General features: G+C 72.4%; 18 protein-coding genes. 10 read left to right on the forward strand and 8 right to left on the reverse strand.

The features are described 5' to 3' along the window. Positions 1 to 50 precede the first annotated feature (50 nt). Positions 51 to 536: a GNAT family N-acetyltransferase gene (locus ACSMXX_RS30400; protein ID WP_473181856.1), complete on the reverse strand. Its 486-nt coding sequence runs from the start codon at positions 534 to 536 to the stop codon at positions 51 to 53. A 34-nt stretch (positions 537 to 570) separates the two neighbouring features. After that, complete coding sequence (locus tag ACSMXX_RS30405; RefSeq protein ID WP_473181857.1) at positions 571 to 978, reverse strand: CoA-binding protein; 408 nt, start codon at positions 976 to 978, stop codon at positions 571 to 573. Between the two features lie 75 nt (positions 979 to 1,053). On the opposite strand from ACSMXX_RS30405, the gene ACSMXX_RS30410 reads away from it, so the two are divergent. The 6 genes from ACSMXX_RS30410 to ACSMXX_RS30435 all read left to right on the forward strand — a co-directional run bounded on the left by ACSMXX_RS30410 (position 1,054) and on the right by ACSMXX_RS30435 (position 10,082). After that, positions 1,054 to 1,680 carry a YigZ family protein gene (locus ACSMXX_RS30410; protein WP_473181858.1) on the forward strand — a complete coding sequence of 209 codons (627 nt, stop codon included), beginning with the start codon at positions 1,054 to 1,056 and terminating at the stop codon, positions 1,678 to 1,680. A 169-nt stretch (positions 1,681 to 1,849) separates the two neighbouring features. After that, the gene (locus ACSMXX_RS30415) at positions 1,850 to 3,382 is read left to right on the forward strand and encodes an MFS transporter (protein ID WP_473181859.1); all 1,533 of its coding nucleotides are present in this window, start codon (positions 1,850 to 1,852) and stop codon (positions 3,380 to 3,382) included. A 296-nt stretch (positions 3,383 to 3,678) separates the two neighbouring features. Further along, on the forward strand, positions 3,679 to 4,503 hold the full coding sequence (locus ACSMXX_RS30420) for an SDR family NAD(P)-dependent oxidoreductase (RefSeq protein WP_473181860.1): 825 nt from the start codon (positions 3,679 to 3,681) through the stop codon (positions 4,501 to 4,503). Positions 4,504 to 4,844: 341 nt separating this feature from the next. Then, positions 4,845 to 6,032, forward strand: a complete 1,188-nt coding sequence (locus tag ACSMXX_RS30425; protein WP_473181861.1) for an exonuclease SbcCD subunit D — start codon at positions 4,845 to 4,847, stop codon at positions 6,030 to 6,032. Further along, positions 6,029 to 9,172 carry an AAA family ATPase gene (locus tag ACSMXX_RS30430; RefSeq protein WP_473181862.1) on the forward strand — a complete coding sequence of 1,048 codons (3,144 nt, stop codon included), beginning with the start codon at positions 6,029 to 6,031 and terminating at the stop codon, positions 9,170 to 9,172. The genes ACSMXX_RS30425 and ACSMXX_RS30430 overlap by 4 nt, the downstream gene beginning before the upstream one ends. Before the next feature lie 82 nt (positions 9,173 to 9,254). Then, positions 9,255 to 10,082 carry an SDR family oxidoreductase gene (locus tag ACSMXX_RS30435; protein WP_473181863.1) on the forward strand — a complete coding sequence of 276 codons (828 nt, stop codon included), beginning with the start codon at positions 9,255 to 9,257 and terminating at the stop codon, positions 10,080 to 10,082. 222 nt (positions 10,083 to 10,304) lie between these two features. Here ACSMXX_RS30435 and ACSMXX_RS30440 read toward each other — a convergent pair whose 3' ends face one another. The 4 genes from ACSMXX_RS30440 to ACSMXX_RS30455 form a co-directional block, all read right to left on the reverse strand. Then, entirely contained in the window at positions 10,305 to 12,008 is a 1,704-nt protein-coding gene (locus tag ACSMXX_RS30440; protein ID WP_473181864.1) for a DUF885 domain-containing protein, read from the reverse strand. Positions 12,009 to 12,158: 150 nt separating this feature from the next. Then, on the reverse strand, positions 12,159 to 13,571 hold the full coding sequence (locus ACSMXX_RS30445) for a GNAT family N-acetyltransferase (protein WP_473181865.1): 1,413 nt from the start codon (positions 13,569 to 13,571) through the stop codon (positions 12,159 to 12,161). A gap of 167 nt (positions 13,572 to 13,738) precedes the next feature. Then, positions 13,739 to 14,293, reverse strand: a complete 555-nt coding sequence (locus ACSMXX_RS30450) for a DUF1990 family protein (RefSeq protein ID WP_473181866.1) — start codon at positions 14,291 to 14,293, stop codon at positions 13,739 to 13,741. 28 nt (positions 14,294 to 14,321) lie between these two features. Further along, the gene (locus ACSMXX_RS30455; RefSeq protein WP_473181867.1) at positions 14,322 to 15,920 is read right to left on the reverse strand and encodes an alkaline phosphatase D family protein; all 1,599 of its coding nucleotides are present in this window, start codon (positions 15,918 to 15,920) and stop codon (positions 14,322 to 14,324) included. A 634-nt stretch (positions 15,921 to 16,554) separates the two neighbouring features. Between ACSMXX_RS30455 and ACSMXX_RS30460 the strand changes: the two genes are divergently transcribed. The 3 genes from ACSMXX_RS30460 (at position 16,555) to ACSMXX_RS30470 (ending at position 20,522) form a co-directional block, all read left to right on the forward strand. Then, positions 16,555 to 17,574 carry a hypothetical protein gene (locus ACSMXX_RS30460; protein WP_473181868.1) on the forward strand — a complete coding sequence of 340 codons (1,020 nt, stop codon included), beginning with the start codon at positions 16,555 to 16,557 and terminating at the stop codon, positions 17,572 to 17,574. Between the two features lie 121 nt (positions 17,575 to 17,695). Further along, positions 17,696 to 19,222, forward strand: a complete 1,527-nt coding sequence (locus tag ACSMXX_RS30465; RefSeq protein ID WP_473181869.1) for an amino acid permease — start codon at positions 17,696 to 17,698, stop codon at positions 19,220 to 19,222. Between the two features lie 247 nt (positions 19,223 to 19,469). Next, positions 19,470 to 20,522: a glutathione S-transferase family protein gene (locus tag ACSMXX_RS30470; protein ID WP_473181870.1), complete on the forward strand. Its 1,053-nt coding sequence runs from the start codon at positions 19,470 to 19,472 to the stop codon at positions 20,520 to 20,522. A 54-nt stretch (positions 20,523 to 20,576) separates the two neighbouring features. Here ACSMXX_RS30470 and ACSMXX_RS30475 read toward each other — a convergent pair whose 3' ends face one another. Then, positions 20,577 to 21,449, reverse strand: coding sequence for an alpha/beta fold hydrolase (locus ACSMXX_RS30475; RefSeq protein WP_473181871.1), 873 nt, complete (start codon positions 21,447 to 21,449; stop codon positions 20,577 to 20,579). Between the two features lie 214 nt (positions 21,450 to 21,663). On the opposite strand from ACSMXX_RS30475, the gene ACSMXX_RS30480 reads away from it, so the two are divergent. Continuing rightward, on the forward strand, positions 21,664 to 22,563 hold the full coding sequence (locus ACSMXX_RS30480; RefSeq protein ID WP_473181872.1) for an RNA polymerase sigma-70 factor: 900 nt from the start codon (positions 21,664 to 21,666) through the stop codon (positions 22,561 to 22,563). 101 nt (positions 22,564 to 22,664) lie between these two features. On the opposite strand, the gene ACSMXX_RS30485 is transcribed toward ACSMXX_RS30480, so the two are convergent. Continuing rightward, positions 22,665 to 23,420 carry an SDR family oxidoreductase gene (locus ACSMXX_RS30485; protein WP_473181873.1) on the reverse strand — a complete coding sequence of 252 codons (756 nt, stop codon included), beginning with the start codon at positions 23,418 to 23,420 and terminating at the stop codon, positions 22,665 to 22,667. Positions 23,421 to 23,423 lie beyond the last annotated feature (3 nt).

The raw sequence follows: 23,423 nt of genomic DNA on the forward strand, positions 1-23,423 counted from the left end.
CGCACGCACTCGCGGCGGCCGTGCCGCTGAGGCACGAACGCCGAGGGCCGTCACTGCCGCGACAGATCGAGCGAGAGCGGGGTCGAATGCTCGGCGAACCCCATCGAGCGGTAGAGGTGTACGGCGTCGCCGCTCGCATGCAGGTCGACCCGTGTCACGTCCTGCCCGGCGAACCAGTCCAGGAGCGCTTCGGTCGTCGTACGCGCGTAGCCGCGCCCCCGGTAGCGCTCGTCCGTGCAGACGCTGAAGACGAATCCGAAGCGCCCGGCCGGATGCTTCGGCGCGGGCAGGCGCTCCTCGACCGTGCCCACCGCGCAGGCCGCCAGGTGCCGCGGTCCCGGCTCGTCCCCGTCCACCACGAACGCGCCCAGCCGGCCGCCGGCGGTGTCCCGGCGCAGCTCGCGGCGGGCGATGGCCTCCGCGTCCCGCTCCCAGGGGCCCGGCTCGTCTCTCCCGTGCATGCCCAGGAACATCAGCCGGCGAAGCCGCACCAGCTCGGGGGCGTCGTCCGGGTCTGCCATCCGTGTCCTGATCACGACCACGCACCATAGCCAGGCGGCGCCGGGCGGCTCACCCCAGTTTCGGGATCTCGATCGCCGGACACCGGTCCATGACCATCTCCAGGCCGGCGGCCCGGGTGCGCTCGTACGCGCTCTCGTCGACCACTCCCAGCTGGAACCAGACCGCCTTCGCCCCGACGTCCACGGCCTCGTCCGCGACCTTCCCTGCCAGGTCGGAGTTCACGAACACGTCCACGACATCCACGGGGAAGGGGATGTCGGCCAGCGTCGCGTAGCCCTTCTCGCCGTGGACCGTTTCGCCCTTGGGATGCACCGGCACCACGCGCTTGCCGAAGCGCTGGAGCACACCCGCGACGCCGTACGCCGCGCGCGCCCGGTTCGTCGAGAGGCCGACCACCGCCCATGTGCCGCCCGACTCGGTGAGAATCCTGCGTACCGTCTCCGCGTCTGCGTCCATGACCTCTCCAACGGGCGGGACCGGCCCCGCCATTCCCGCTCCCGGCCGTGCCGGGCCCGAACGTAGGGTGCCCGTATGCAGGAGCAGTACGTCACCGTCGCCGGCGAAGGCGTGCACGAGACGGAGGTCAGCCGCTCGCGGTTCGTGTGCGTACTGGCTCCCGCGGCCACCGAGGAGGAGGCGAAGGCGTTCGTCGCGCGGGTCCGCGCCGAGCACCCGGGAGCCACCCACCACTGCTGGGCGTACGTCATCGGCGCGGACGCCGGCCTGCAGAGGTCCGACGACGACGGAGAGCCGGGCGGCACCGCCGGCCTGCCGATGCTGCAGATGCTCACGCGCCGCGGGGTCCGCTGCGCGGTCGCCGTCGTCGCGCGCTACTTCGGAGGTACGAAGCTGGGCGCGGGCGGACTGATGCGCGCGTACGGCGGAGCCGTCGGCGAGGCGCTGGACGCCGTCGGGACCCGTGTGCGGCAGCGGTACCGCCTGGTGACCGTGACCACCGACCACCAGCGTGCCGGCAGGCTGGAGAACGACATGCGCTCCGGCGGCCGTTCGGTACGCGAAGTCACTTACGGGGCCGAGGTGACCATCGAAGTGGGGCTGCCCGAGGCGGAGCTCGACGGCTTCCGTGACTGGCTGGCGGACAGCACCGCGGGCACGGCACGCCTCGCGGTCGGCGGCGAGGCCTACGGAAATCCCTGAGAGTCCCGCTCTGGTCAGCCCTGCCCCCTCCGGCACCGTGCCGTCCCGTGGCACTCCCCATCTCCCCATCTCCCGGGTCTTGATCTTTTGCGGCCCGCGGAATCCGGACATAGCGTGACGACTGCGAAGCGTCACCGTCCTGTCAGCCGTGGAGCCGTGAGGTCCGCCGATGCCCCCCAGACCGGCCGGTCCCTCTCCCGGCGGTGATGCCGGTTCCGCCCCGGCCTCCGGCGCGGGCGAGGAGAGCCGCACCTCCCACCGCTGGTGGGCGCTGACCGTCATCGCCCTGGCCCAGCTGATGGTGGTCCTGGACGCGACGATCGTGAACATCGCCCTGCCCTCCGCGCAGCGGGACCTCGGTTTCTCCAACGAGGGCCGGCAGTGGGTCATCACCGCGTACACGCTGGCCTTCGGCAGCCTGCTCCTGCTCGGCGGCCGGCTGTCCGACCTGCTCGGGCGGCGCAGGACCTTCGTGACGGGACTCATCGGGTTCGGCGTCGCCTCGGCCCTCGGCGGTTCCGCGGGCAGCTTCACGGCACTGATCGGTGCACGTGCGCTGCAGGGCATGTTCGGGGCGCTGCTCGCCCCGTCGGCGCTGTCCCTGCTGACGACCACGTTCACGCAGCCGCGCGAACGCTCCCGGGCGTTCGGCGTCTTCGGCGCCATCGCGGGGTCCGGGGCAGCCATCGGGCTGCTGCTGGGCGGTGTGCTCACGGAGTACCTGACCTGGCGCTGGACGCTCTACGTCAACATCGTCATCGCCGTCGTCGCAGCCGCCTGCGCCATGGCGATCCTGCCGCCGCACCGGCCCACCCACCGTCCCCGGCTCGACCTGCCGGGCACGGCACTGGTCGCCGGCGGGCTCTTCTGCCTGGTCTACGGGTTCTCCAGCGCAGACACCGAGAGCTGGGGCGACTGGCGGTGCTGGGGCTCCCTCACCGTGAGCGCCGCGCTGCTCTGCTGCTTCGTCGTCCGCGAATCGCGTACGGACAACCCGCTGCTTCCGCTGCGCATCATCAGGGACCGCAACCGTGCCGCGTCCTTCATCAGCGTCTTCATCGCGGGCGCGGGCATGTTCGGCGTCTTTCTCTTCCTCACGTACTACCTGCAGAGGACGCTCGGCTACTCACCCGTGAGCACCGGTCTGGCCTTCCTGCCGATGGTCGGCGCGTTGATGGCGACGGCCCAGCTCTCGACGAACGTGCTGATCCCGCGAATCGGTCCGAAGCCGGTCGTGCCCGCGGGGATGGGGCTGGCGGCGGCGGGGCTCATCTGGCTCACCGCGCTCAGCCTGCACAGCACTTACGCGGCGCACGTCCTGCCGCCGCTGCTGGTCATGGGTGTGGGCCTGGGCCTGGTCATGCCGTCCGCCATCAGCCTGGCCACCCTGGGCGTCGTCAAGCGGGACCAGGGCGTCGCCTCCGCCACCGTCAACACGATGCAGCAGGTGGGCGGTTCGGTCGGCACGGCGCTGTTCAACACGATGGCGGCCCACGCCTTCACCGACTACACCCGCACTCACGCGCGCACCCCGGACCTGATCGCGCGGGCGAACGTCCACAGTTTCGCGGTCGCTTACTGGTGCGCGACCGGGTTCTTCGCCGCGGGGCTCATCGCCTCTGCGCTGCTGTACGAGCGGGGGAGGCCCCGGGACCTGGCAGCCGGCCGGACAACAGGCGAGGGAGACGGGGCCGGGGCCTGAGCGGGCAGCGGCGCCGCGCCTCGCGGACCGCCCGGGTCCGCGGGCACGTCCCGGACCGCGCTTGCGCCCCGGCCCTGCGGGACGGAGCCGGGCGTGACGGAACCGGGACGGACTGGTCGGGACGGACCCAGCGGGACCGACCCGGCCGGATGGACTTGTACGCACCCGCCCTTACGCTCTGCTGAGCACACCGCCAGGATGCGGTGCAGGCGCACACCGGCCGCCCACCGGCGGACTGAGCGCGAACGGCATCCGGCACGCCCGGCAGCAGTACGTACGAAGGACGGCGAAGCAGCATGGCTCAGCAGAAGGCATCCTCCGAGGGCGAGTTCGGCGGCCGGAGCGCCGCCGTGACCGGCGGCGCCTCCGGGATCGGCCTGGCCGTCGCCCGGGAACTGGCCCGGCGCGGCGCGCAGGTGTGCGTCCTGGACGTCGCCGGGGACACGCTGCCGGACGGCCTGTGGGGACTGCCCTGCGACGTAGCCGACCGGTCATCGGTGAACGCCGCGCTGGAGGCCCTCGGTGAGCGCTTCGGACGTCTCGACGTACTGGTGAACAACGCGGGCATCGGAGCCCAGGGCACCGTCGAGGACAACGACGACGAGGAGTGGGGCAGGGTTCTGGACATCAACGTGACGGGCATGGCCCGGGTCAGCGCCGCTGCCCTCCCGCTGCTGCGCCAGGCGGCCGCCGCAGACGGCGGTGGAGCGGCGCACGGCGGGGTGCACGGCGGCGGCGCGGCCATCGTCAACACCTGCTCCGTGGCCGCGACCGCGGGACTGCCGCAGCGTGCCCTCTACTCCGCCAGCAAGGGCGCGGTTCTCGCGCTGACGCGCGCCATGGCGGCCGATCACGTCCGCGAAGGCATCCGCGTCAACTGCGTCAACCCGGGGACCGCCGACACCCCGTGGATCGGACGGCTGCTGGATGCGGCCCCCGACCCGGCTGCCGAGCGTGCCGCCCTGGAGGCCAGGCAGCCGACGGGCCGGCTGGTCTCAGCCGAGGAGGTCGCCGCCGCGGTGTGCTATCTCGCCGGACCGTATGCCGGTGCGACGACAGGCACCGAACTGGCCGTCGACGGAGGCATGCAGGGGCTCCGGCTGCGGCCCGACGCACACTGAGCAGCACGCACGGCACGCCCGCCGCCGCTTGCCGCACCCCCTGCCGAGCGGTCGTCAACTCGCCCCGCGGCGAACGGCTTTCGGACGGCTCGGACTCCCGGGACGGCCCTCGCATGCGGGCATGGGCTGGGTCGTACAGCCGAGACCGTTCCCCATCATTCCGCCGATGCCGTGTCAGGTCAGCGGTGCCGCAGGCCTGTTGGTCTCGGCTCGGACGGCCCGCGGGCGCGGTCACCGCCGGACGTGCCGATTGCCGCGTTGTCAGTGCCGACTGGTAGACCAGTCGGTGTTCAGGCGACCTGACGACGGAGGAGCGCGCGCGTGCGGGCGGGAGCAGTGCTGTGAGATTGCTGCACACATCGGACTGGCATCTGGGGCGGGGCTTTCACCGCGTCAGCATGCTCGACGCGCAGCGGGAGTTCCTCGGCCATCTGCTCGCCACCGTCGAGGAGGAGCGGGTCGACGCCGTCCTCGTCGCGGGCGACGTCTACGACAGGGCGGTGCCGCCGCTGGCGGCGGTTTCGCTCTTCGACGAGGCGCTGCACGGGCTCGCGCAGCTCGGCGTGCCCACCGTCATGATCTCCGGCAACCACGACTCGGCCCGGCGACTGGGAGTCGGCTCCGGCCTGATGCGCCACGCCGGCGTGCACCTGCGTACGGATCCGGAAGACTGCGGCACCCCGGTGCTGCTCTCCGACGTACACGGAGACGTCGCCTGCTACGGGCTGCCCTACCTGGAACCGGCCCTCGCCTCCGCCGCACTGGGCGCCGAAGGCAGCGGCCACACCGCCGTGCTGCGCGCCGCGATGGACCGGGTGCGCGCCGATCTCGCGTCCCGGGCGCCCACCACCCGCTCCGTCGTGCTCGCCCACGCCTTCGTCCATGGCGGCGAATCCTCCGACAGCGAACGGGACATCACCGTCGGCGGGGTGTCCTCCGTGCCCGCCTCAGTCTTCGACGGCGTCCACTACGCGGCACTTGGCCACCTGCACGGCTGTCAGACCATCAGCGAGCGCGTGCGCTACTCCGGTTCGCCACTCGCCTACTCCTTCTCCGAGGCCGCACACCGCAAGTCGATGTGGCTCGTCGACCTCGACGCGGCGGGGGGCGTCGAGGCGCGTCGCATCGACTGCCCCGTACCGCGGCCCCTGGCCAGGCTGCGCGGCAGCCTGGAGGACCTGCTCCACGATCCGGCCCACACCCCGCACGAAGAGGCGTGGGTGGAGGCCACCCTCACCGACGCGGCACGGCCGCACGGGCCCATGGCCCGGCTGTCGGAGCGGTTCCCGCACACCGTCAGCCTCGTCTTCGATCCCGATCCCGCGGCGGCGACCGGCACGGACGTCTCCTACGCACGCCGGCTGAAGGGCCGCAGCGACCAGGAGATCGCCGAGGACTTCGTCGGACACGTCCGTACGGGCAGGGCCGCCGACCCCCGCGAGCGCCGGATGCTCGGCGAGGCCCTCGAGGCCGCACGCGCCGAGGACGCGCCCGGCGATACGCCGGAGCGCGCGGAGGCCCGCGGATGAGGCTGCACACGCTGACGGTCACCGCCTTCGGGCCCTTCGCGGACACCCAGCAGGTCGACTTCGACGAGCTGTCCGCCGCCGGTCTGTTCCTGCTCCACGGCCCGACGGGCGCCGGCAAGACCTCCGTGCTCGACGCCGTGTGCTTCGCCCTCTACGGCACGGTTCCCGGCGTGCGCCAGCAGCCGGGCGGCACCCTCCGCAGCGACCACGCCGCACCGGGCACACTGACCGAGGTGGTGCTCGACCTCACCGTGGCCGGGCGCCGTCTGCAGATCACGCGCCGTCCCGAGCAGACCCGCCCCAAACGGCGCGGCACCGGCAGCACCCGCGAGCGCGCTCAGTCCTGGCTGCGTGAGTACGACGCGGGGAAGGCACAGTGGCGCGGCCTGAGCCGGTCCCACCAGGAGATCGGTGAAGAGGTCGCGCAGCTGACCGGGATGAGCCGCGATCAGTTCTGCCAGGTCGTGCTCCTTCCGCAGGGCGACTTCGCGCGGTTCCTGCGAGCCGGCGCGGAGGACCGCGCCAAGCTCCTCGGCCGGCTCTTCGACACGGGCCGGTTCGCCGCCGCGGAGGAACAGCTTGCGCGCATGCGCCGCGGTGCGCAGGAGGAGGTGCGTTCCGGAGACGAGGCCCTGCTGGGCCTGCTCCACCGCATGCGGCAGGCTCTCGGCGGCGTCGGGGGCCTGGACGGACTGCCGCAGGGCCAGGGCTTTGGGCCGGCCGGCGAGCAGGAGGCGGACGGCGCGTCGGGCACGTCCGGCCTGCCCGGCCAGCGGGGCGGCAAGAGCAAGCAGCGGCAGCGCCCATCACGGGAGGTCGCGAGCGGCGACGGCCTGGCGCCGGGGGACCCGGGGCTGACCGCCGCCGTACTCGAATGGGCCGCTCTCGCCCGTACGAGCGCGCGCGAGCGCCTCGACGTCGTCGCCATCGCCTCGGCCACGGCCGAGGCCGTCCACGCCGAGGCCATGTCACAGCTGGCCGAGACCCGTGAACTCGCCCGGCGGCAGAGGCAGTACGCCGACGCCGAGCAGTGCGCCCGCGATCTGGAGGCCCGCGCGGCCGAGCGTGAAGAGACCCGGCAAAGTCTCGAACGGGCCCGCGCCGCAGCCGGAGTCGCCCCCGCCGCAGCCCTGCACACCTCGGCATCCTCCGCCCACGACGAGGCGCAGGCCGAGCAGACGCACCACAGCCGGCAGTTGCCCCCGGAGCTGACCGACGCACCCGCGGACGAACTGACACGCCTGGCGGGGGAGTACCGGCAGGAGCTCGGCTCGCTGGAGGCCGCCCGGCGCTCCGAGCAGCGCCGCTGCGAGGTCGAGGCCGAACTCGCCACGCTGGAGCGCGAATCGCGTACGGACGAGGAGGCCCTGCGCGAGGCCTCGGAGTGGCTCTCCGGCTGGGAGAGCGCGCGCGAGGCACACCAGCGGCGCGTCGACGCGGCGCAGGAGGCCGCCACCCGGGCCGAACAGCTCGCCGGGCGGCTGGAGCCCGCGAAGCTGCGCCTCGCCGCGGCCCGGCGGCGTGACGAGCTCACGCAGCATGCCGAGGACGCAGACCGGCGGCTGCTGAAAGCACGCGAAGGAGCAGCCGCCGCCCACGAGGAGTGGCTGCGGCTCAAGGACCGGCGGCTGCGGGAGATCGCCGCCGAACTCGCCGCGGAACTGCGGGAGGGCGAGCCCTGCACCGTCTGCGGGGCCACCGAGCACCCCGAGCCCGCGCGTGCCGTGGCCGGAGCCGTCGACCAGGCCGCCGAGGACGGCGCGCTGGCCGCGTACCGCAGTGCCGAGGCGGCGCGCGAGGAGGCGGACACCGCCTCGCACCGCGTACGGGAGGCGCTGGCCGCGGCGCGTGCTGAGTCACAGGGGGAAGAGACCGGCGAACTGGCCGCCGCGGTGGCCGAGTTGGACAGGGAGCACCAGCTCGCACACGGGGAGGCGGCCGACGCGCACGCCGCGCGCGAGGTCCTTGCCCGTGCCGAGCGGGAGCACTCCGAGCGCCTCGCCCAGACGCGGTCCGCCGAGCGCCGCTCAGCGGCCCGTACGTCCCACCGTGAGGCGCTCCAGCGTGAACTGGGCACGCTGACGGCCGAGTTGGAGCAGGCACGGGGCGACGCGCCGAGCGTCACCGAACGGGCCGCCACCCTGCGGCGCCGCACCGCCATGCTCACCGAGGCGGCGGAGGCGGCCCGCAGGGCACAGGAGACCGGCCGGCGGGTCGAGGAGGCCGCCGCCCAACTCGCCGCCGCGGCTGCCCGTGCCGGTTTCGGGAGCCCGGCGGATGCGGCCGCGGCCGTCCTCGACGACGGGGAACAGCGCGTACTGGAAACGCGGTTGGAGGAGTGGCGGGCCACCGAGGCGACCGTCGGCACCGAGCTCAGGGACCCGGCGCTCATCGCCGCGGCCGCGCTGCCGCCCGCCGACGCCGACGCCGCACAGCGGGCCACGGACGAGGCCACCCGCCGGCTGCGCGCAGCCTCGGCCGCCGAGGACGCCTCCCGTACACGCTGCTCCGAGCTCGACGCCCTCAGCCGGAAGGCAGTCGCCGGCGCACGCGAACTCGCGCCGTTGCGGGAGGCCCACGAACGGGTCGCGCGCCTCGCGGGGCTCGCGGCCGGCACGTCGGCGGAGAACGAACGCCGGATGCGGCTGGAGTCCTATGTGCTGGCCGCACGTCTGGAGCAGGTCGCCGCCGCCGCGAGCGAGCGCCTCGCCCGGATGTCCGCCGGCCGCTACACCCTCGTCCACTCCGACGCCCTCTCCGGCGGACGGGCACGCTCAGGGCTGGGCCTGCACGTCATCGACGCCTGGACGGGGGCCGAGCGCGACACGGCGACGCTCTCCGGCGGCGAGACGTTCTCCGCTTCCCTGGCCCTGGCCCTTGGCCTCGCCGACGTCGTGACCGACGAGGCGGGCGGCACTCGGCTGGAGACACTCTTCATCGACGAGGGGTTCGGCAGCCTCGACGAGCAGACACTCGACGAGATCCTCGACGTCCTGGACTCGCTGCGGGAGCGCGACCGGTGCGTCGGCATCGTCAGCCACGTCGCCGACCTGCGGCAGCGCATCCCCGTGCAGCTCGAGGTCACTAAGTCCCGGCAGGGGTCCGCGCTGCACCACCGGTCGTCACCCGCCGACTCCTGACCAGGCCGGCGCCGCCCGCCGCCGCACCGGCGCCGTGAAATCCAAGTGACGCCGCCCGCCGTCGCGTATCAGGCTGTCCGCCATGCCTGCACATTCAGCACCCCGCCGCGACCCGCTGCCGCTGGCCGGCCGCACCGCCCTCGTCACCGGAGCCAGCCGCCGTGCCGGCATCGGCCACGCCGTCGCACGCCGCCTGGCCGCCTATGGCGCGAGCGTCTACATGCACCATCACCTCCCGCACGACTCCACCCAGCCATGGGGCAGCGACCCGGAGGGCCCCGGTGCGCTGGCCGACGCCCTGCGCGAGTGCGCCGTACCCGGTGCGACCGTCGCGCACGGCCCCGGCGACCTGACCGCGCCCGGTGCACCGTCCCGCCTCATCGACGAGGCGGCGGAGGCGCTCGGCGGAAACGGGCTCGACATCCTCGTGGCCAACCACGCCCTCAGCGGCAGCGACGGCCCACTCGAATCCGTCGACGCCGGGATGCTCGACGCCCACTGGGCCGTGAACACCCGCTCGGTGATCCTTCTGATCCAGGCGTTCGCACGCCTCCCGCGCCCCGAGGAGGCCCCCGCGGGCCACGTCGTGGTGATGACCTCGGGCCAGGACGTACGAGGGGGCATGCCGGAGGAGATCTGCTACAGCCTCGCGAAGGGCGCCCTGGCCTCCTCCGTACGTACGCTCGCCACGGCGCTGGCACCCCGCATCACCGTCAATGCGGTCAACCCGGGCCCCGTCGACACCGGTTACCGCAAGGGCGCTGATCACGCCGCCGTCGCCGCGCTCTTCCCGGGCGGCCGCTGGGCCACGCCCGACGATCCCGCGCGCCTCGTCTCCTGGCTCACCACGGACGAGGCGGCATGGATCACCGGCGAGGTCATCAACTCCGAGAACGGCTTCGCCCGTTGACCGTGCGGGCCGTGGCGTGCCGGGAGACAGGGGACAGCCGGTCAATGAACCGACCAGTCGACGGGGCGACTTGTCGCCAAATCGCTCAGGGGACTCCGCCACTGCCCCTTCAGTGGCGCTGACCCTCCGAGCGGACCGAGCGTGGAAACGCCGCGCGGTGCGTGATGGACCCGACGGCCGGTCACGCACCGCGCGGCGTCTCGCGCGGGGGCGAGCCGGACCTCAGAGCGCCGACAGCTCCGAGACCAGGTCGTCCAGCCCCAACGACCCCTGGGACAGGGCCGCCATGTGCCACTTCTTCGGGTCGAATTCGTCACCGTGCGCCTTGCGCGCCGCCTCACGCCCCGTCAGCCACGCACGCTCACCCAGCTTGTAGCCGATCGCCTGTCCCGGCATCCCCAGATAGCGCACCAGCTCACTCTCCACGAAGTCCGCCGGCCGGCCGCTGTGCATCCCGAAGAACTCCTGCGCCAGTTCAGGAGTCCACTGCTCGCCGGGACGGAACGGCGAGTCGTCCGGGATGCGCAGCGAAAGGTGCATGCCGATGTCGACGATGACGCGCGTCGCCCGCATCATCTGCGCGTCCAGATAGCCCAGCCGCTGCTCGGCGTTGACGAGGAAGCCCAGCTCGTCCATGAGCCGCTCCGCATACAGGGCCCAGCCCTCGGCGTTGGCGCTGACGATGCCGACCGTCGTCTGGTACCGGGACAGCTCGTTCGCGACGTGCGTCCACTGCGCCAGCTGCAGATGGTGGCCGGGCACGCCCTCGTGGTACCAGGTGGAGACCAGGTCGTAGACGGGGAAGCGGGTCTCTCCCATGGTGGGCAGCCATGTGCGGCCGGGGCGTGAGAAGTCCAGCGACGGCTGTGTGTAGTACGGGGCGGCCGCGCCGCCCGGAGGCGCGATGCGGGACTCCACGCGCCTGACCCGCTCGGCCAGTTCGAAGTGCGTGCCGTCCAGCTTCTCGATGGCTTCGTCCATGAGGCCCTGGAGCCACTCACGCACCTCGTCGACGCCTTCGACTGCCTCGCCCTCCGTGTCGAGGTGGCGCAGCGCCTCCCACGGCGTGGACGCACCCGGCAGAACCTTCTCCGCCTCGGTGCGCATCTCACCCAGCAGACGGTGGAATTCGGACCAGCCGTACGCGTACGCCTCGTCCAGGTCGAGGTCGGCGCCGTTCCAGTAGCGGGCCCACGTGGCGTACCGCTCACGTCCGACCGTCTCCGGCGATCCCGCGACACCCGGCTCGTACACCTCGCGCAGCCAGTCACGCAGCTCCCGGACCGCGCCCGTCGCGTCGGCCGCGGCGGAAGCGAGGACCTCGGTCAGCGCGTCGGGGCCCTCCGCCGCGAAGGCGGCGAACCATCCCTTGCCGTCACCGTCTTCACCGTCGCCGACCCACTCCTCCAGCTGTCCGATGACGGTGGAGACCTGGCGCGGCCCTGCGTGCAGGCCCTTGGCGAGGCCTGCTTCAAGAGACTCCCGGTAGCCGTCGAGGGCGTCGGGGACGGCACGCAGACGCTGCGCGACGGCCGTCCAGTCCTCCAGGGTCTCGGACGGCATGACGGTGAAGATCCCCCGTACCGCATGGACGGGGGAGTGGAGGTTGCTGACGGCGCGCAGCCCCTCCTGGGCGTCGTGCACGGCGAGTTCGGCCGTCAGCCGCTCGCGCAGCAGCCGTGCGCAGCGGCGTTCCGCGTCGCTGCCGGCTCCGGGCTGTTCCTCCGCCTCGGCGAGCCGGCGGAGCGTCGTGCGGCTCAGCTCAGCGAGGGCTTCCTGGCCTGCGGGGGAGAAATCGGGCAAGCGGCCGTGGCTCTCCGGTACGCCGAGGTACGTACCGGTGATCGGGTCGAGTTCGACGAGGGCGTCCACGTATGCGTCGGCGACCTGTCGCGGCAGGGGGGTGGAGTTCATGGGATCGGACATGCTCCCATCCTGGTATGCGCAGGCCCCCGGCGTCATCAGCATCCGCTGTGCCGGGCGCCGGCCGGGACGTCACTGGTCGCCGGGGCCGCCGCGCACCCGGGCGGGCTCCGCCTGTGTGCCCGCCCGGGTGTGCCCGTCCGGCGAGCCGCCTCAGCCGCGGCCTTGGGGCACGGACGACGCCGTGGCCGGTGCGCGGACCGCGCCCGCGGACGTGTCTGTGCCGCTCAGCCGGGCGGTGATGACGAGTGTGCTGTCCTCGACCTGGTGGTCGAGGGGCATTCCGAGCTTCCGCATCGCCGAGACCATGGCCGTGTTGGACGCCTGCGTGACGGCGTAGACGTCCGACGAACCCGCCTCGCGCGCCAGCCGGGCCAGACGGTGCAGCAGTTCGCTCCCGATTCCCCTGCGCTGCCAGTCGTCCTCGACCAGGAGGGCGACCTCGCTCTCGTCGCCGTCCCACAGCAGATGTCCAAGCGCGACGAGCTTCCCCGACGCCGTACGGGCGGCCAGGGTCCGGCCGAACCGCGGTGAGAGCAGGTGCCGCAGGTAGCGGTCGGCCTCGCCGACGGGCCCGTGGTAACGCTGCGTCAGCGTCGTCTTCGAGCACCGCTCGTGCATCTCCAGGGCGGCCTCCAGATCGCCGGTGTCGGCGCGCCGCACGGTGACCGGCCAGCCGTCCGGCAGTGTCAGGGCGTCCGGAGAACCGGGCACACGCACACCGGCACCCAGCACGCGGTCCAGCTCCACGAGAGCGGCAGCCCGTGCGAATTCGGCAGGAGTGAAGGGCAGTTGGGGGCGCTCGACGACGAGGACGCCACCGGCGGGGTCGGGCAGTCGCAGCACGGTCCCCTCGCACGTACCCTCCGGCGGGACCTCCAGCGGTGACGGCGCACCGGAGACCGGGGAGACGGGCGGAACGGACCGCACCGTGCACCGTCCGAGCAACTGCCGCAGCGCGAGCGGCAGTTCGGCGGTGTCGACGGCGGTGCGCGCGGCGAGGCGAAGTACCCGGGTAGGGGTGTCGACGAGGTCGTGGGCATCGGCCCGCTCGACCCATGTGCCGCTGCCGCCCGCGCCGTTCACGATCCCTGCGAGCTCGCCGGCCTCCAGCCGGGCGGGTGCGCGCAGCACGAACTCGTCCATGGCCTGCTCACGGGCGCCTTCGTGCCCGGACCCCGTGCGGTCGACGGGCCCGGCACCGGGCTCATGGCGATACCCGGGGCCTGGGTCGTCCCCGGGCCTGAGGCCGAGGGACGCGGTCTCCCCGGGCCGGAGGCCCAGGGGAGAGGTCTGCAGCGAGACGATGTCCACACGCTCCCGCGCGAACGCCGCGCACAGCCGCGCGAGCGTCCCCGGCTCGTCCGGCACAGTGGTGCGTACCCGCCACAGCGAAGCCGCCGCCGTCGCCCGGGACTTCACTCCGGTCGCGCAGTCCTCGGCGCTGCGCGGCGGTGACTGCGGGCGGTGCCTGCGGAGCAGCGACCGCCAGTTGCCGATGCCGCCTGTGAGGAGGTTGCGGAGGCCCTGTGGAGTCGGATGCTCGTTCTGTGACAAGTCAGTCATGCGATCACCCTCACGCACTGGCGTTGCCCGATCAAGAACGCCTTGTGACCGATGGGTTAAGGATGTTCTGTCCCCTCGGTGCCGCTTTCTTCCCGGCCGTCTCGATGGCCGTTTTCGCCCCGGCCGGAGCCCGGTCCCGTGACCGTTTCCGCGCCCCGTCCCGAGTCCTATTCCGCGCCCCGTCCCGCGCGTACGAGCCGCCGCAGGACCCGCCCGCATCTGCGGGCGTACCACCGCTGGAACACCGGCAGCAGCGGGCCCGCCGCCATCGTGAACCAGGCCGCCGGCCGGCTGAAGGCCAGGACCTCCAGCCGGACCGTGCCGTCCTCGTCCTGTACGACCACGAACGCCTCTTCGCCCCGCACCGGGTGACCGGGCAGCGTCCCGTACCCCCATCCGGTGCGGCCGTCCCGGTCCGCGGTCCACACCACGCGGCACGGCGCGTGGACCCGCAGTCCGCCCACGCCCAGGCCGACGACGACCTCCACCCCCGGTGCCGCCCGGCGCGCGCCGGTGACGAAGCGCACACCCGCGGTCCGGTGCAGGTGCCACGTCATCACCGCGTCCGCCGCGAGTGCGAAGTCGGCCTCGCCGGAACCGACTTGAGTGCTCACATGCAGCGTGCGGAATCCCGCCGGCCAGCTCCCGGGGCGCCCCGCGGTGGCGCCTGCGCCCGGATAGTTGAAGGGCTCACCGTGCGGGAGCTCGCGGGTGCCGCTCACGGCGTCACCCTTCCGGCCCTCCCGCGGCTCACTGGCCGACCCGGCCGGGCTGCAGCACCTTGGTGAAGAGCGTCTCGCCTCCCTGCTCCCGCAGCCGCACCGTCAACTCGCCGCTGCCGCCGTCGATGTCGACCTGCCCGAAGTACTGGCCGCCTTCGGACGGCGGCGTGTTGGCCTTCTCCGGCGCCTTGACGAAGGCCTGCGACGGTCCGAAGGTGCCGTCGAGTTTCAGGGCGGGGAATCCTCCCGCGTTGAGCGGCCCCGAGACGAACTCCCAGAACGGCTCGAAGTCCTTGAAGGCCGCCCGCGAGGGGTCGTAGTGCTGCGCCGAGGTGTAGTGGACGTCCGTGGTGAACCACACCGTCCCGGTGATGCGTTCACGCTTGATGTGCCGCAGCAGTTCGGCGAGTTGGAGCTCCCGGCCCAGCGGCGCACCGGGGTCGCTCTGGGCGATGCCTTCGAAGTCGGTCTTCCCGTCGGGCACGACGAGGCCGATCGGCATGTCGGAGGCGATCACCTTCCAGACGGCCCGCGAGCGCGACAGTGCCTTCTTCAGCCACTTCAGCTGCGCCTCGCCGAGGATTCCCGTGGGGTCCTGCTCCTGCCTGCCGGGGGAGTTGGCGTTCCGGTACGTCCGCATGTCGAGGACGAAGACGTCCAGCATCGGGCCGTGGTGGACGACTCGGTGCACGCGCCCGTCCTCGTCCTTCGCCGGGAGCGTCGTGAGCGGGTGGTATTCGGCGAAAGCGCGCAGCGAGCGGGCGGCGAGGGTGTCGACGTCCTTCACCTTGTAGCGGTCGTCGTCGAGGATCTCGCCCGGATACCAGTTGTTGAGCACCTCGTGGTCGTCCCACTGGACGACGGAGGGCACCTGGGCCTGGAACCGGCGCAGGTTCTCATCCAGCCGGTTGTAGCGGAAGTTGCCGCGGAACTCCCCGAGGGTCTCGGCGACCTTCGACTTCTCCTCGGTGGTGACGTTGCGCCACACTCCGCCGTCCGGCAGCGCGACCTTCTCCTCGATGGGCCCGTCGGCGTAGATGGTGTCGCCGCTGTTGAGGAAGAAGTCCGGTTCCAGACGCCGCATCTCTTCGAAGATCGCGTAGCCACCGCGGTCGGGGTTGATTCCCCAGCCCTGCCCCGCCAGGTCCCCCGACCAGAGGAAACGCACGCCCTGCCGCCGTCTGCCCGGCGCGGTGCGGAAGGTGCCGCGCGCCGGTTCGCCCGTACGCCGCGGATCGTCGGGATCCGCGAGAGTGACGCGGTAGAAGACCTGTTCCCCTGCCGGGAGCCCGCGCAGCGGCGTGACGCCGGTGAAGTCCGTGCCGGGGCCCACGACGGGGCCCTCCCACCGGCGCGCGTTGCGGAAGGACTCCGTCGCCGACGTCTCGACGACCATCCGGGCCCGCCGGTCGGACCGTACCCACACCAGAGCCGAGGACGTCGTCACATCACCGGTCTGGACACCCCACTTCGCCCGTGGACGTCCGCCGAGCGCCTGCGACGGGGCGGCACCCGACAGCGCGGGCAGGGAGAAGGCGGCGGACGCGACCAGTGAGCCGCGCAGCAGCGCACGCCGTCCCGGTGCCGTGCCGCCGGTGGTGCGGAAGATGGGGTCCTCGTGCGCCATGGACGAGCCTCCTGGATCGCGGATGGACAAAACAGGGCGGTACGGACCGGACCGGGCGATACGTATCACCGCCACGTCGGCGGTGCACGCGACACCTCGGCGAGCGCAGCGACGAACACTGGACTCAGTGAACACCGACGCCGCAACTGCAGAAAGGGTTCCGTGCGCTGCGCGCGGTGAGCGCGCAAGTCGCACACCGCTGACGGGTCTTGACGCGCGTCCCCGCTGCCTCCAAGCTCTCTCCTTACATCGTGACCTGGCGCGTCAGCGCGGTCCCCCACGCGCGCGACGCCATGACGGCACCTTCTTGTCCGCGGTGGGGCGGAGAAGATGAGCCTGGAAGAAGGACGCAGAAGCGGCAAGGGTGCCGATTCACAACCCCTTCGCGGACTTTCGGCGCAGGACCGTCACATTTCCCACTGCTGGCTTGTGACCTCCGAGGAGTTAGGTTCGGTGATGAATCCGGGACACGCGGTCACGCTTCGCTGCTCGCCCGCCCTGCGCGGTCGTCGGCGCGACGCGGTCCCCGCCCCTGCCGTTGAGGAACTTCCGTGATGCCGCACCACCCGCCGCTGCCCCCGAACAGCCCGACGCGCCGTTCGCCGTCGCGCCGGGTGGCCACGGAGCAGAACTGATGCGGCGGACGACCGGGGGAGCGGGCCGGGGGATACGCCCCGTCTACAGCCCGGCCGGATTCGACAACGAACTGCGCGGCGCCCTGGAGGAGTTGCGTGCCGGCCGCTGGATGGCCATGCGCACGCTTCTGGACCGTACGGGCACTTCATGGGGGCTGCGCACGGCCCGTTCGCAGGTGCTGGGCGTCGTGGCGGCCGGGTCCCAGGTGGTGGAGGCCTGGCTGCAGGAGGACCCGCGCAACGCCGACGCGCGGATGATGTCGGCACGGGTCGCGGTGGAGCGCGCCGTCCGCGCCCGTCGTGAACACCACTACAGCGCCGGTGAGTTGGAGAAGGCCGCACGTCTGGAGTGCCACGCCGCGGCCGAGTTGCTGCCCGCCGACCCGGTGCCGTGGGTGTGCCTGCTCGCCCTGGCCCGTCTCGACGAGCGCCAGGAGCGGGGCGAGCACCGCGAGCGCGCCGCGGAGCCGATGCTCCCGCCCGGCCCGTGGGGACTGCTCTACCGCGTCTACGAACGCGACAGATACAACCGCGAGGCGCACCACCGCATGCTGCACTTCCTGCACGCGCGCTCCGGGGGCAGCTTCTCCACACACGCGTCCGCGGTCGACTTCGTCCGCTGGGTGTCCTCCTGGGCGCCGGCCGGCTCGGCGCTGCTGGCGCTCCCGCTCTACGCCTACGTCGAGCAGTACCGGCGCCAGATCGCCGAAGGCAAGGACGATCCGCTGCTGCGGCAGCAGTGGGCGCACGATCCCGTCGCCCTCGACGCCCGCACCGCCCTGCAGGGCTGGTTCGACCACACGGACCCCACCAGCCAGTCCGTACTGGACCTCAATCATCTGGCGCACGCTCTGTGGGCGGGAAAGCGGGCAGCCGACGCGGCACGCGTCTTCGCCGCGCTGGGCCCGTACTTCACGCAGCAGCCGTGGCTCCAGGTCGCCGAGGATCCCGAACGTCCCGAATCGGCGCGGGCGGAGTACTGCCGGGCCCGCGAGGAGTCCTTCGCCGCGGACAGCTGACCGCCGCGGCCGGACCGCACTCCCCGCCTCGCCACCGTCCGGTCACCGCCACATACCACCGTCCCCGCCGCACCCGCCGCCCCCCGCTTCCGTCCCCTCGCACCACCCCAGGAGGTTTCCGTTGAGCCCCAACGTCAGGTCGCGTCGCGACGACCGGATCGATGACGACGCCAAGCTGCGCGACCTGGGGTACCACCCCGTACTGATCCGCCGCATGGGCCCGTTCGGCAACTTCGCCATCAGCTTCTCCGTCATCTCCGTCCTCTCCGGATGCATGACGCTGTACGGATTCGGCCTGGTCACCGGCGGGCCGTCGGTGATGCTGTGGGGCTGGGTGCTGGTGGGTCTGATGGTGATGTTCGTCGGCGCCGGACTCGCCGAGGTCACCAGCGCCTACCCCACCTCCGGTGCCCTGTACTACATGGCGGACCAGCTCGGCGGCCGCCGGTGGGGCTGGTACACGGGCTGGCTGAACCTGCTCGGACTGCTGGGCACCCTCGCCGGAATCGACTACGGCGCCGCGATGTTCACCGGTGCGCTGCTCAACCTCCAGTGGGGGGTCGATCCGACGCCGGGCGTCGTGATGATCATCTTCCTGTGCATCCTCGTGCTGCACGCGACGTTGAACCTCTTCGGGGTACGGCTGGTCAGCGTTCTCAACTCCGTGAGCGTGTGGTGGCACTTCGCCGGTGTCACAGTGATCGTCACGGCGCTGGCGCTCATACCGTCCGAGCACCAGTCGGCGTCGTTCGTCTTCGGCGAGTTCGTCAACGACACCGGCTGGTCGAGCTCGCTGTACGTGGTGATGATCGGGCTGCTGCTCGCCCAGTACACCTTCACCGGATACGACGCCAGCGCCCACCTGTCGGAGGAGACCACGGACGCCGAGGTCAGTGCCGCGCGCGGCATCGTGAGGGCCGTCGGATGGTCCTGGGTGGCCGGCTTCGTCCTGCTGGCCGGGGTGACCTTCGCGATCCAGGACTACGCGGGCACCCAGAACAGCGCCACCGGCGTGCCGCCCGCGCAGATCTTCCTCGACGCACTGGGCCTGACCGGCGCAAAGCTGCTGCTGCTGATCGTGATCATCGCTCAGCTCTTCTGCGGCAACGCAGAGGTCGCAGCCGCCAGCCGCATGGTCTTCGCCTTCTCCCGCGACGGTGCTCTGCCGCTCTCCGCCCAGTGGCGGCGCGTCAGCCCGCGCACCGGGACGCCGGCCCGTGCCGTGCTGCTGACCGTCGCCGTGGCCGCGCTGCTCGCCTCTCCGGCGCTCTTCAGCAAGGCGGCGTACGGCGCGGTCACGGCGATCTCCGTCATCGGCATCACCCCTGCGTACGCCATCCCGATCTTCCTGCGGCTGCGGTACAAGGAGCGCTTCCGGCAGGGGAAGTGGAACCTCGGCCGCTGGGGTGTGCCGATCGGCTGGACGGCCGTGGCGTGGGTGGCCTTCGTGACCGTGCTCTTCTGCCTCCCGCAGACGAACCCGATCAACCCCGACTCCTTCAACTACGCACCCGTCGCCCTGGTCTGCGTGCTGGGGCTCGCGTCGTTCTGGTGGGCGGTCGCGGGGCGCGGCTCGTACACGACTCCCACCTTCAGCAGCGGCAGTGGCGACCGCGAACTCGCGGAGATGAGCGAGGAGATCGTCTGACGGCGCCCGTGGCCGCGCCGTACGGACCCGCCGGCGCCCGCGGGGGATGGCCGGGACGGCCAGAGCCGGGCGGAAGGAGACGGCGACGGCGACCGCCTGGTGCGCTCGGCCCGGCACCGGTCGGACGACGGAACCGGCTGAGAGCTCCCGCCCGGCGTTTCCGGAATGTCACCGCCTCGCGGGAAGGTGGACGGGCCCGCACAGGGGTAGGGGGGTCACCGGAGACCGACAGGGAAGGAACCGCACATTGAGCCCCGACGGCGACACGTCCACCACCGGCAACACCGCGCAGAGCAACACCGCGTACGGGAAGAAGGCCTTCAAGAGGTCCAGGAGCCACTTCGCGGACCGGATCACCGCTGACGGCGCGGACGGCTGGCCCGTGGAGGCCGGGCGCTACCGGCTCGTCATCAGCCGGGCCTGCCCGTGGGCGAGCCGCGTCGCCGTCTCGCGGCGGCTGCTGGGCCTGGAAGACGCGCTGTCGCTCGCCGTAACCGATCCCCTCCAGGACGACCGCAGTTGGCGCTTCACGCTCGACCCCGGGGACAAGGACCCCGTTCTCGGCATCCGCTTCCTGCACGAGGCCTACGACGCCCGCGAGAAGGAGTACCCGGGCGGGGTGAGCGTCCCCGCGGTCGTCGACGTCCCGAGCGGCCGCCTGGTCACCAACGACTACCAGCAGATGACCCTCGATATGGCGGCCGAGTGGACGCGTCTGCATCGTGCGGGCGCCCCGGATCTCTATCCGGCAGAGCTGCGCGACGAGATCGACGAGGTCATGGACGGCGTCTACCGCGACCTCAACAACGGTGTCTACCGGGCCGGATTCGCGACCGGCCAGGAGGAGTACGAGAAGGCGTACGGCGATGTCTTCCGGCGGCTCGACCTGCTCTCCGAACGACTGGCCGACCGCCGCTACCTGGTGGGCGAGAGCATCACCGAGGCCGACATCCGCCTCTTCACCACCCTCGTGCGCTTCGACGCCGTCTACCACGGCCACTTCAAGTGCAACCGCAACAAGCTCACCGAGGACCCGGTGCTGTGGGCCTACGCGCGGGATCTCTACCAGACGCCGGGGTTCGGCGACACGACCGACTTCGACCACATCAAGCGGCACTACTACGGGGTCCACGCCGGCATCAATCCGACAGGCATCGTGCCCGCGGGCCCTGACCTCGCCGGCTGGCTGACCCCGCACCACCGCGAGCAGCTGGGCGGCCGGCCCTTCGGCGACGGAACACCGCCGGGGCCGGTGCCCGCCGGGGAAGCGGTGCCGGAGGGTCACCGGCCCCGGCCCTGAGCGCGTGCGGGGCCCGGCAGCCGCGCCGGGCCCCGTCGCGGTCTCCGCCGGTGCTCAGACCGCCCGTACCGTCTCCATCACCAGACGGGCCACCAGCGCGGGATCGTCGTTCATCGGCACATGCCCGCAGCCGGGCAGCGGGACCAGTCGTGCGCCGGGGATCGCCTTCTTCGCCCGCGTGCCCTGACGGCGCAGCAGCAGCCTGTCCTTCTCGCCCCACCCGATCGTCACCGGCACACCGGGGATGTCCTGCTTGAAGATCACATCCGGACTCCGCCCCACCTTGAGTGTCGGGCCGAACCCGGTCGCCGCGCGCATCGAACGGGTCTCGGCCACGACAGCCTCGGGTGAACGGCGGCCCGGCCGCGCGTAGATGGTGCTGGTGAGCGCCGCCCGTCCCGCGGCGCTGCGGGCCATCCGCTGCAGCAGTCCGTCAGGAATCCCCTTGGCACCGGCCCGCATGCCCATCAGTACGGCATAGGCGTAGCGCCTCTCCGCCCCGGTCCAGAAACCGGCGGGGGAGAGAGCAGTGACCGAGCGCGCGTGTCCGTGCAGCGCGAGCTCCAGAGCGAGCAGACCGCCCAGGGAGTTGCCGACGACATGCGGACGCTCCAGTTCCAGGGCGTCGAACGCCGAGCTCAACAGCGGTATCACGCTGTCCAGTTCGTAGGAGACGCCGTCCGGCAGCTCCGGGGAGGCGCCGAAGCCCGGCAGGTCGACGGCGATCACCTCGCAGGACGCGGTGAGGATGCTGAGCACGGGCTCCCACGCCTGCCAGTGATGTCCGATGCCGTGCAGCAGCACGACGGGCTCGCCGCTCCCGCGCCGCTCATAGGCGAGGTCGAACCCGGGCTGCCCCGCGGGGGTGACGTGCACGAAGGATTCCGTGGGCGGCACGGGCGCGTGGGGGGAGGCGACGGCGGTCATGGTCCACTCCTCGTGAATTGCTCGTACGTGGGGCACGGGACGGCCGGTGCGGACGGCCCGGCCGTTCGTAGACACGATGTCAGCAAGTGGCCCGCCGTGGAAGCCTCCCGCGGGAACGCACGTACGGGCGCATCGGCGTACCTGCGTGAGGACTCACGGGCGCATGGGCGTACGTGCGTGAGAACGCCGCGGTACCGGGTGACATCATGGGCCCGTGGACGCCGAAGAAAGCGATGCGACCGAGGTCGAGGTCTTCGAGGAGCACCGTCCGGTCCTGCTCGGCGTGGCCTACCGCATGCTGGGCCGCGTCGCGGACGCCGAGGACATCGTCCAGGACGCCTGGCTGCGCTGGGCCTCGGCGGCCCGCGCGGAGGTGCGGGAGCCCAGGGCGTTCCTCGTACGCGTCACCACGCGGCTCGCCCTGGACCGGCTGCGCTCGGCACAGCACCGTCGCGAGACCTACGTCGGACCGTGGCTGCCCGAGCCGCTGCCCACCGACATCCATGCCGGTCAGGTGCCGGACGGCGCCGACCGCGTGATGCTGGCCGAGTCCGTCTCCGTGGCCGTCCTCGTGGTGCTGGAGTCACTCTCGCCGCTGGAGCGCGCGGTGTTCGTGCTGCGCGAGGCCTTCGGCTTCCCCCACGAGGAGATCGCCGCCGTTCTCGACCGCAGTCCGGCGGCCGTACGGCAGCTTGCCGCCCGCGCGCGTGCGCACGTCTCGGAGCGCACCCCTCGCTACGAGGTGGATCCGGCCCAGCAGCGTGAGCTGACGCGGCGGTTCCTCGATGCCGCCTCCCGCGGCGACATCGACGGCCTGCTCGAACTGCTCGCACCCGACGTCCGGCTGGTCGGGGACGGCGGTGGCAAGGCCAAGGCGCCGCTGCGGACCATCACTTCGGCCGGCAAGGTGAGCCGCTTCATCGCGGCCATCGGCGAACAGGGCGTCGCGGACCTGGAGTTCGCATTCACGGAGCTCAACGGCGCGACAGCCGCAGTGGGTTCACTCGGCGGCAAGCCGTCGGCCGTGATGTTCCTGGACGTGGCCGACGGCCGGATCCGCTCCGTCTACCTGCTGGCCAACCCGGACAAGCTGGGCCACCTGCGGACGCCTTGAGCGCCACGTTCTGAACAGCACGCGCTGAGCGCGCTGCCCGGCCGCCGTCCGGCGCCGTCAGGCCGCGTCCGGCGCTGTCCGGCCGGTGACCGGGCCGCCGTTCAGACCCCGCCGGTGACCCTCAGCACCGCGCCGTTCGTGAACGAGGCCTCGTCCGAGAGCAGCCACGCCACCGCAGCCGCGACCTCGTCCGGCTCGCCCGGCCGTCCCACCGGAATGGTCGCGGCCTTCTTCCACGGCCGCTCCGGGTCGCCCATCGTGGCGTGCATTTCCGTCAGAACGGCCCCGGGCTGTACGGAGTTGACCCGTACGCCCTCCGGCCCGAACTCCTTCGCGAGGCCGACCGTCATCGCGTCGACCGCCGCCTTGGACGCCGCGTAGTGCACGTACTCGCCCGGTGCGCCCAGGGTCGCCGCCCCGGAGGAGATGTTCACGACGCTTCCACCCTCGCCGCCGTGCGCCGTCGACATCTCCAGCAGGGCGCGCCGCGCGCACAGCAGTGAGCCGAGCACGTTCACATCGAGGACACGGCGCATCACTTCCGTCGGCGTCTCGGTGAAGCGGCCGAGGGGCCCGGTCACTCCGGCGTTGTTCACCAGCCCTGTCACAGGCCCGAGTTGCTCGCGCACAGCGTCGAAGAGCCGGTCCACGTCCGCCTCGACGCTGGTGTCCAGCTGCACGGCCAGGGCGCGCACCCCCTCGGCTCGTACCGTCCGTGCTGTGCTCTCGGCGGCTTCGCGGGAGCGCTCGTACCCGATGGCGACGTGGTGTCCCGCACGCGCCAGACGTACGGCGACAGCCGCGCCGATGCCGCGGCTGCCACCGGTGACGACCGTGATCCGCTGCTGTGTGGCCATGGG

This window comes from Streptomyces sp. DSM 116795, from assembly GCF_055792905.1.

Coding starts and splice junctions, on each gene's coding strand:
- ACSMXX_RS30415 (WP_473181859.1), top strand. CDS start 1,850: ATGCCCCCCAGACCGGCCGGTCCCTCTCCCGGCGGTGATGCCGGTTCC.
- ACSMXX_RS30410 (WP_473181858.1), top strand. CDS start 1,054: ATGCAGGAGCAGTACGTCACCGTCGCCGGCGAAGGCGTGCACGAGACG.
- ACSMXX_RS30420 (WP_473181860.1), top strand. CDS start 3,679: ATGGCTCAGCAGAAGGCATCCTCCGAGGGCGAGTTCGGCGGCCGGAGC.
- ACSMXX_RS30445 (WP_473181865.1), bottom strand. CDS start 13,571: ATGACTGACTTGTCACAGAACGAGCATCCGACTCCACAGGGCCTCCGC.
- ACSMXX_RS30455 (WP_473181867.1), bottom strand. CDS start 15,920: ATGGCGCACGAGGACCCCATCTTCCGCACCACCGGCGGCACGGCACCG.
- ACSMXX_RS30475 (WP_473181871.1), bottom strand. CDS start 21,449: ATGACCGCCGTCGCCTCCCCCCACGCGCCCGTGCCGCCCACGGAATCC.
- ACSMXX_RS30440 (WP_473181864.1), bottom strand. CDS start 12,008: ATGTCCGATCCCATGAACTCCACCCCCCTGCCGCGACAGGTCGCCGAC.
- ACSMXX_RS30460 (WP_473181868.1), top strand. CDS start 16,555: ATGCGGCGGACGACCGGGGGAGCGGGCCGGGGGATACGCCCCGTCTAC.
- ACSMXX_RS30430 (WP_473181862.1), top strand. CDS start 6,029: ATGAGGCTGCACACGCTGACGGTCACCGCCTTCGGGCCCTTCGCGGAC.
- ACSMXX_RS30405 (WP_473181857.1), bottom strand. CDS start 978: ATGGACGCAGACGCGGAGACGGTACGCAGGATTCTCACCGAGTCGGGC.
- ACSMXX_RS30485 (WP_473181873.1), bottom strand. CDS start 23,420: ATGGCCACACAGCAGCGGATCACGGTCGTCACCGGTGGCAGCCGCGGC.
- ACSMXX_RS30435 (WP_473181863.1), top strand. CDS start 9,255: ATGCCTGCACATTCAGCACCCCGCCGCGACCCGCTGCCGCTGGCCGGC.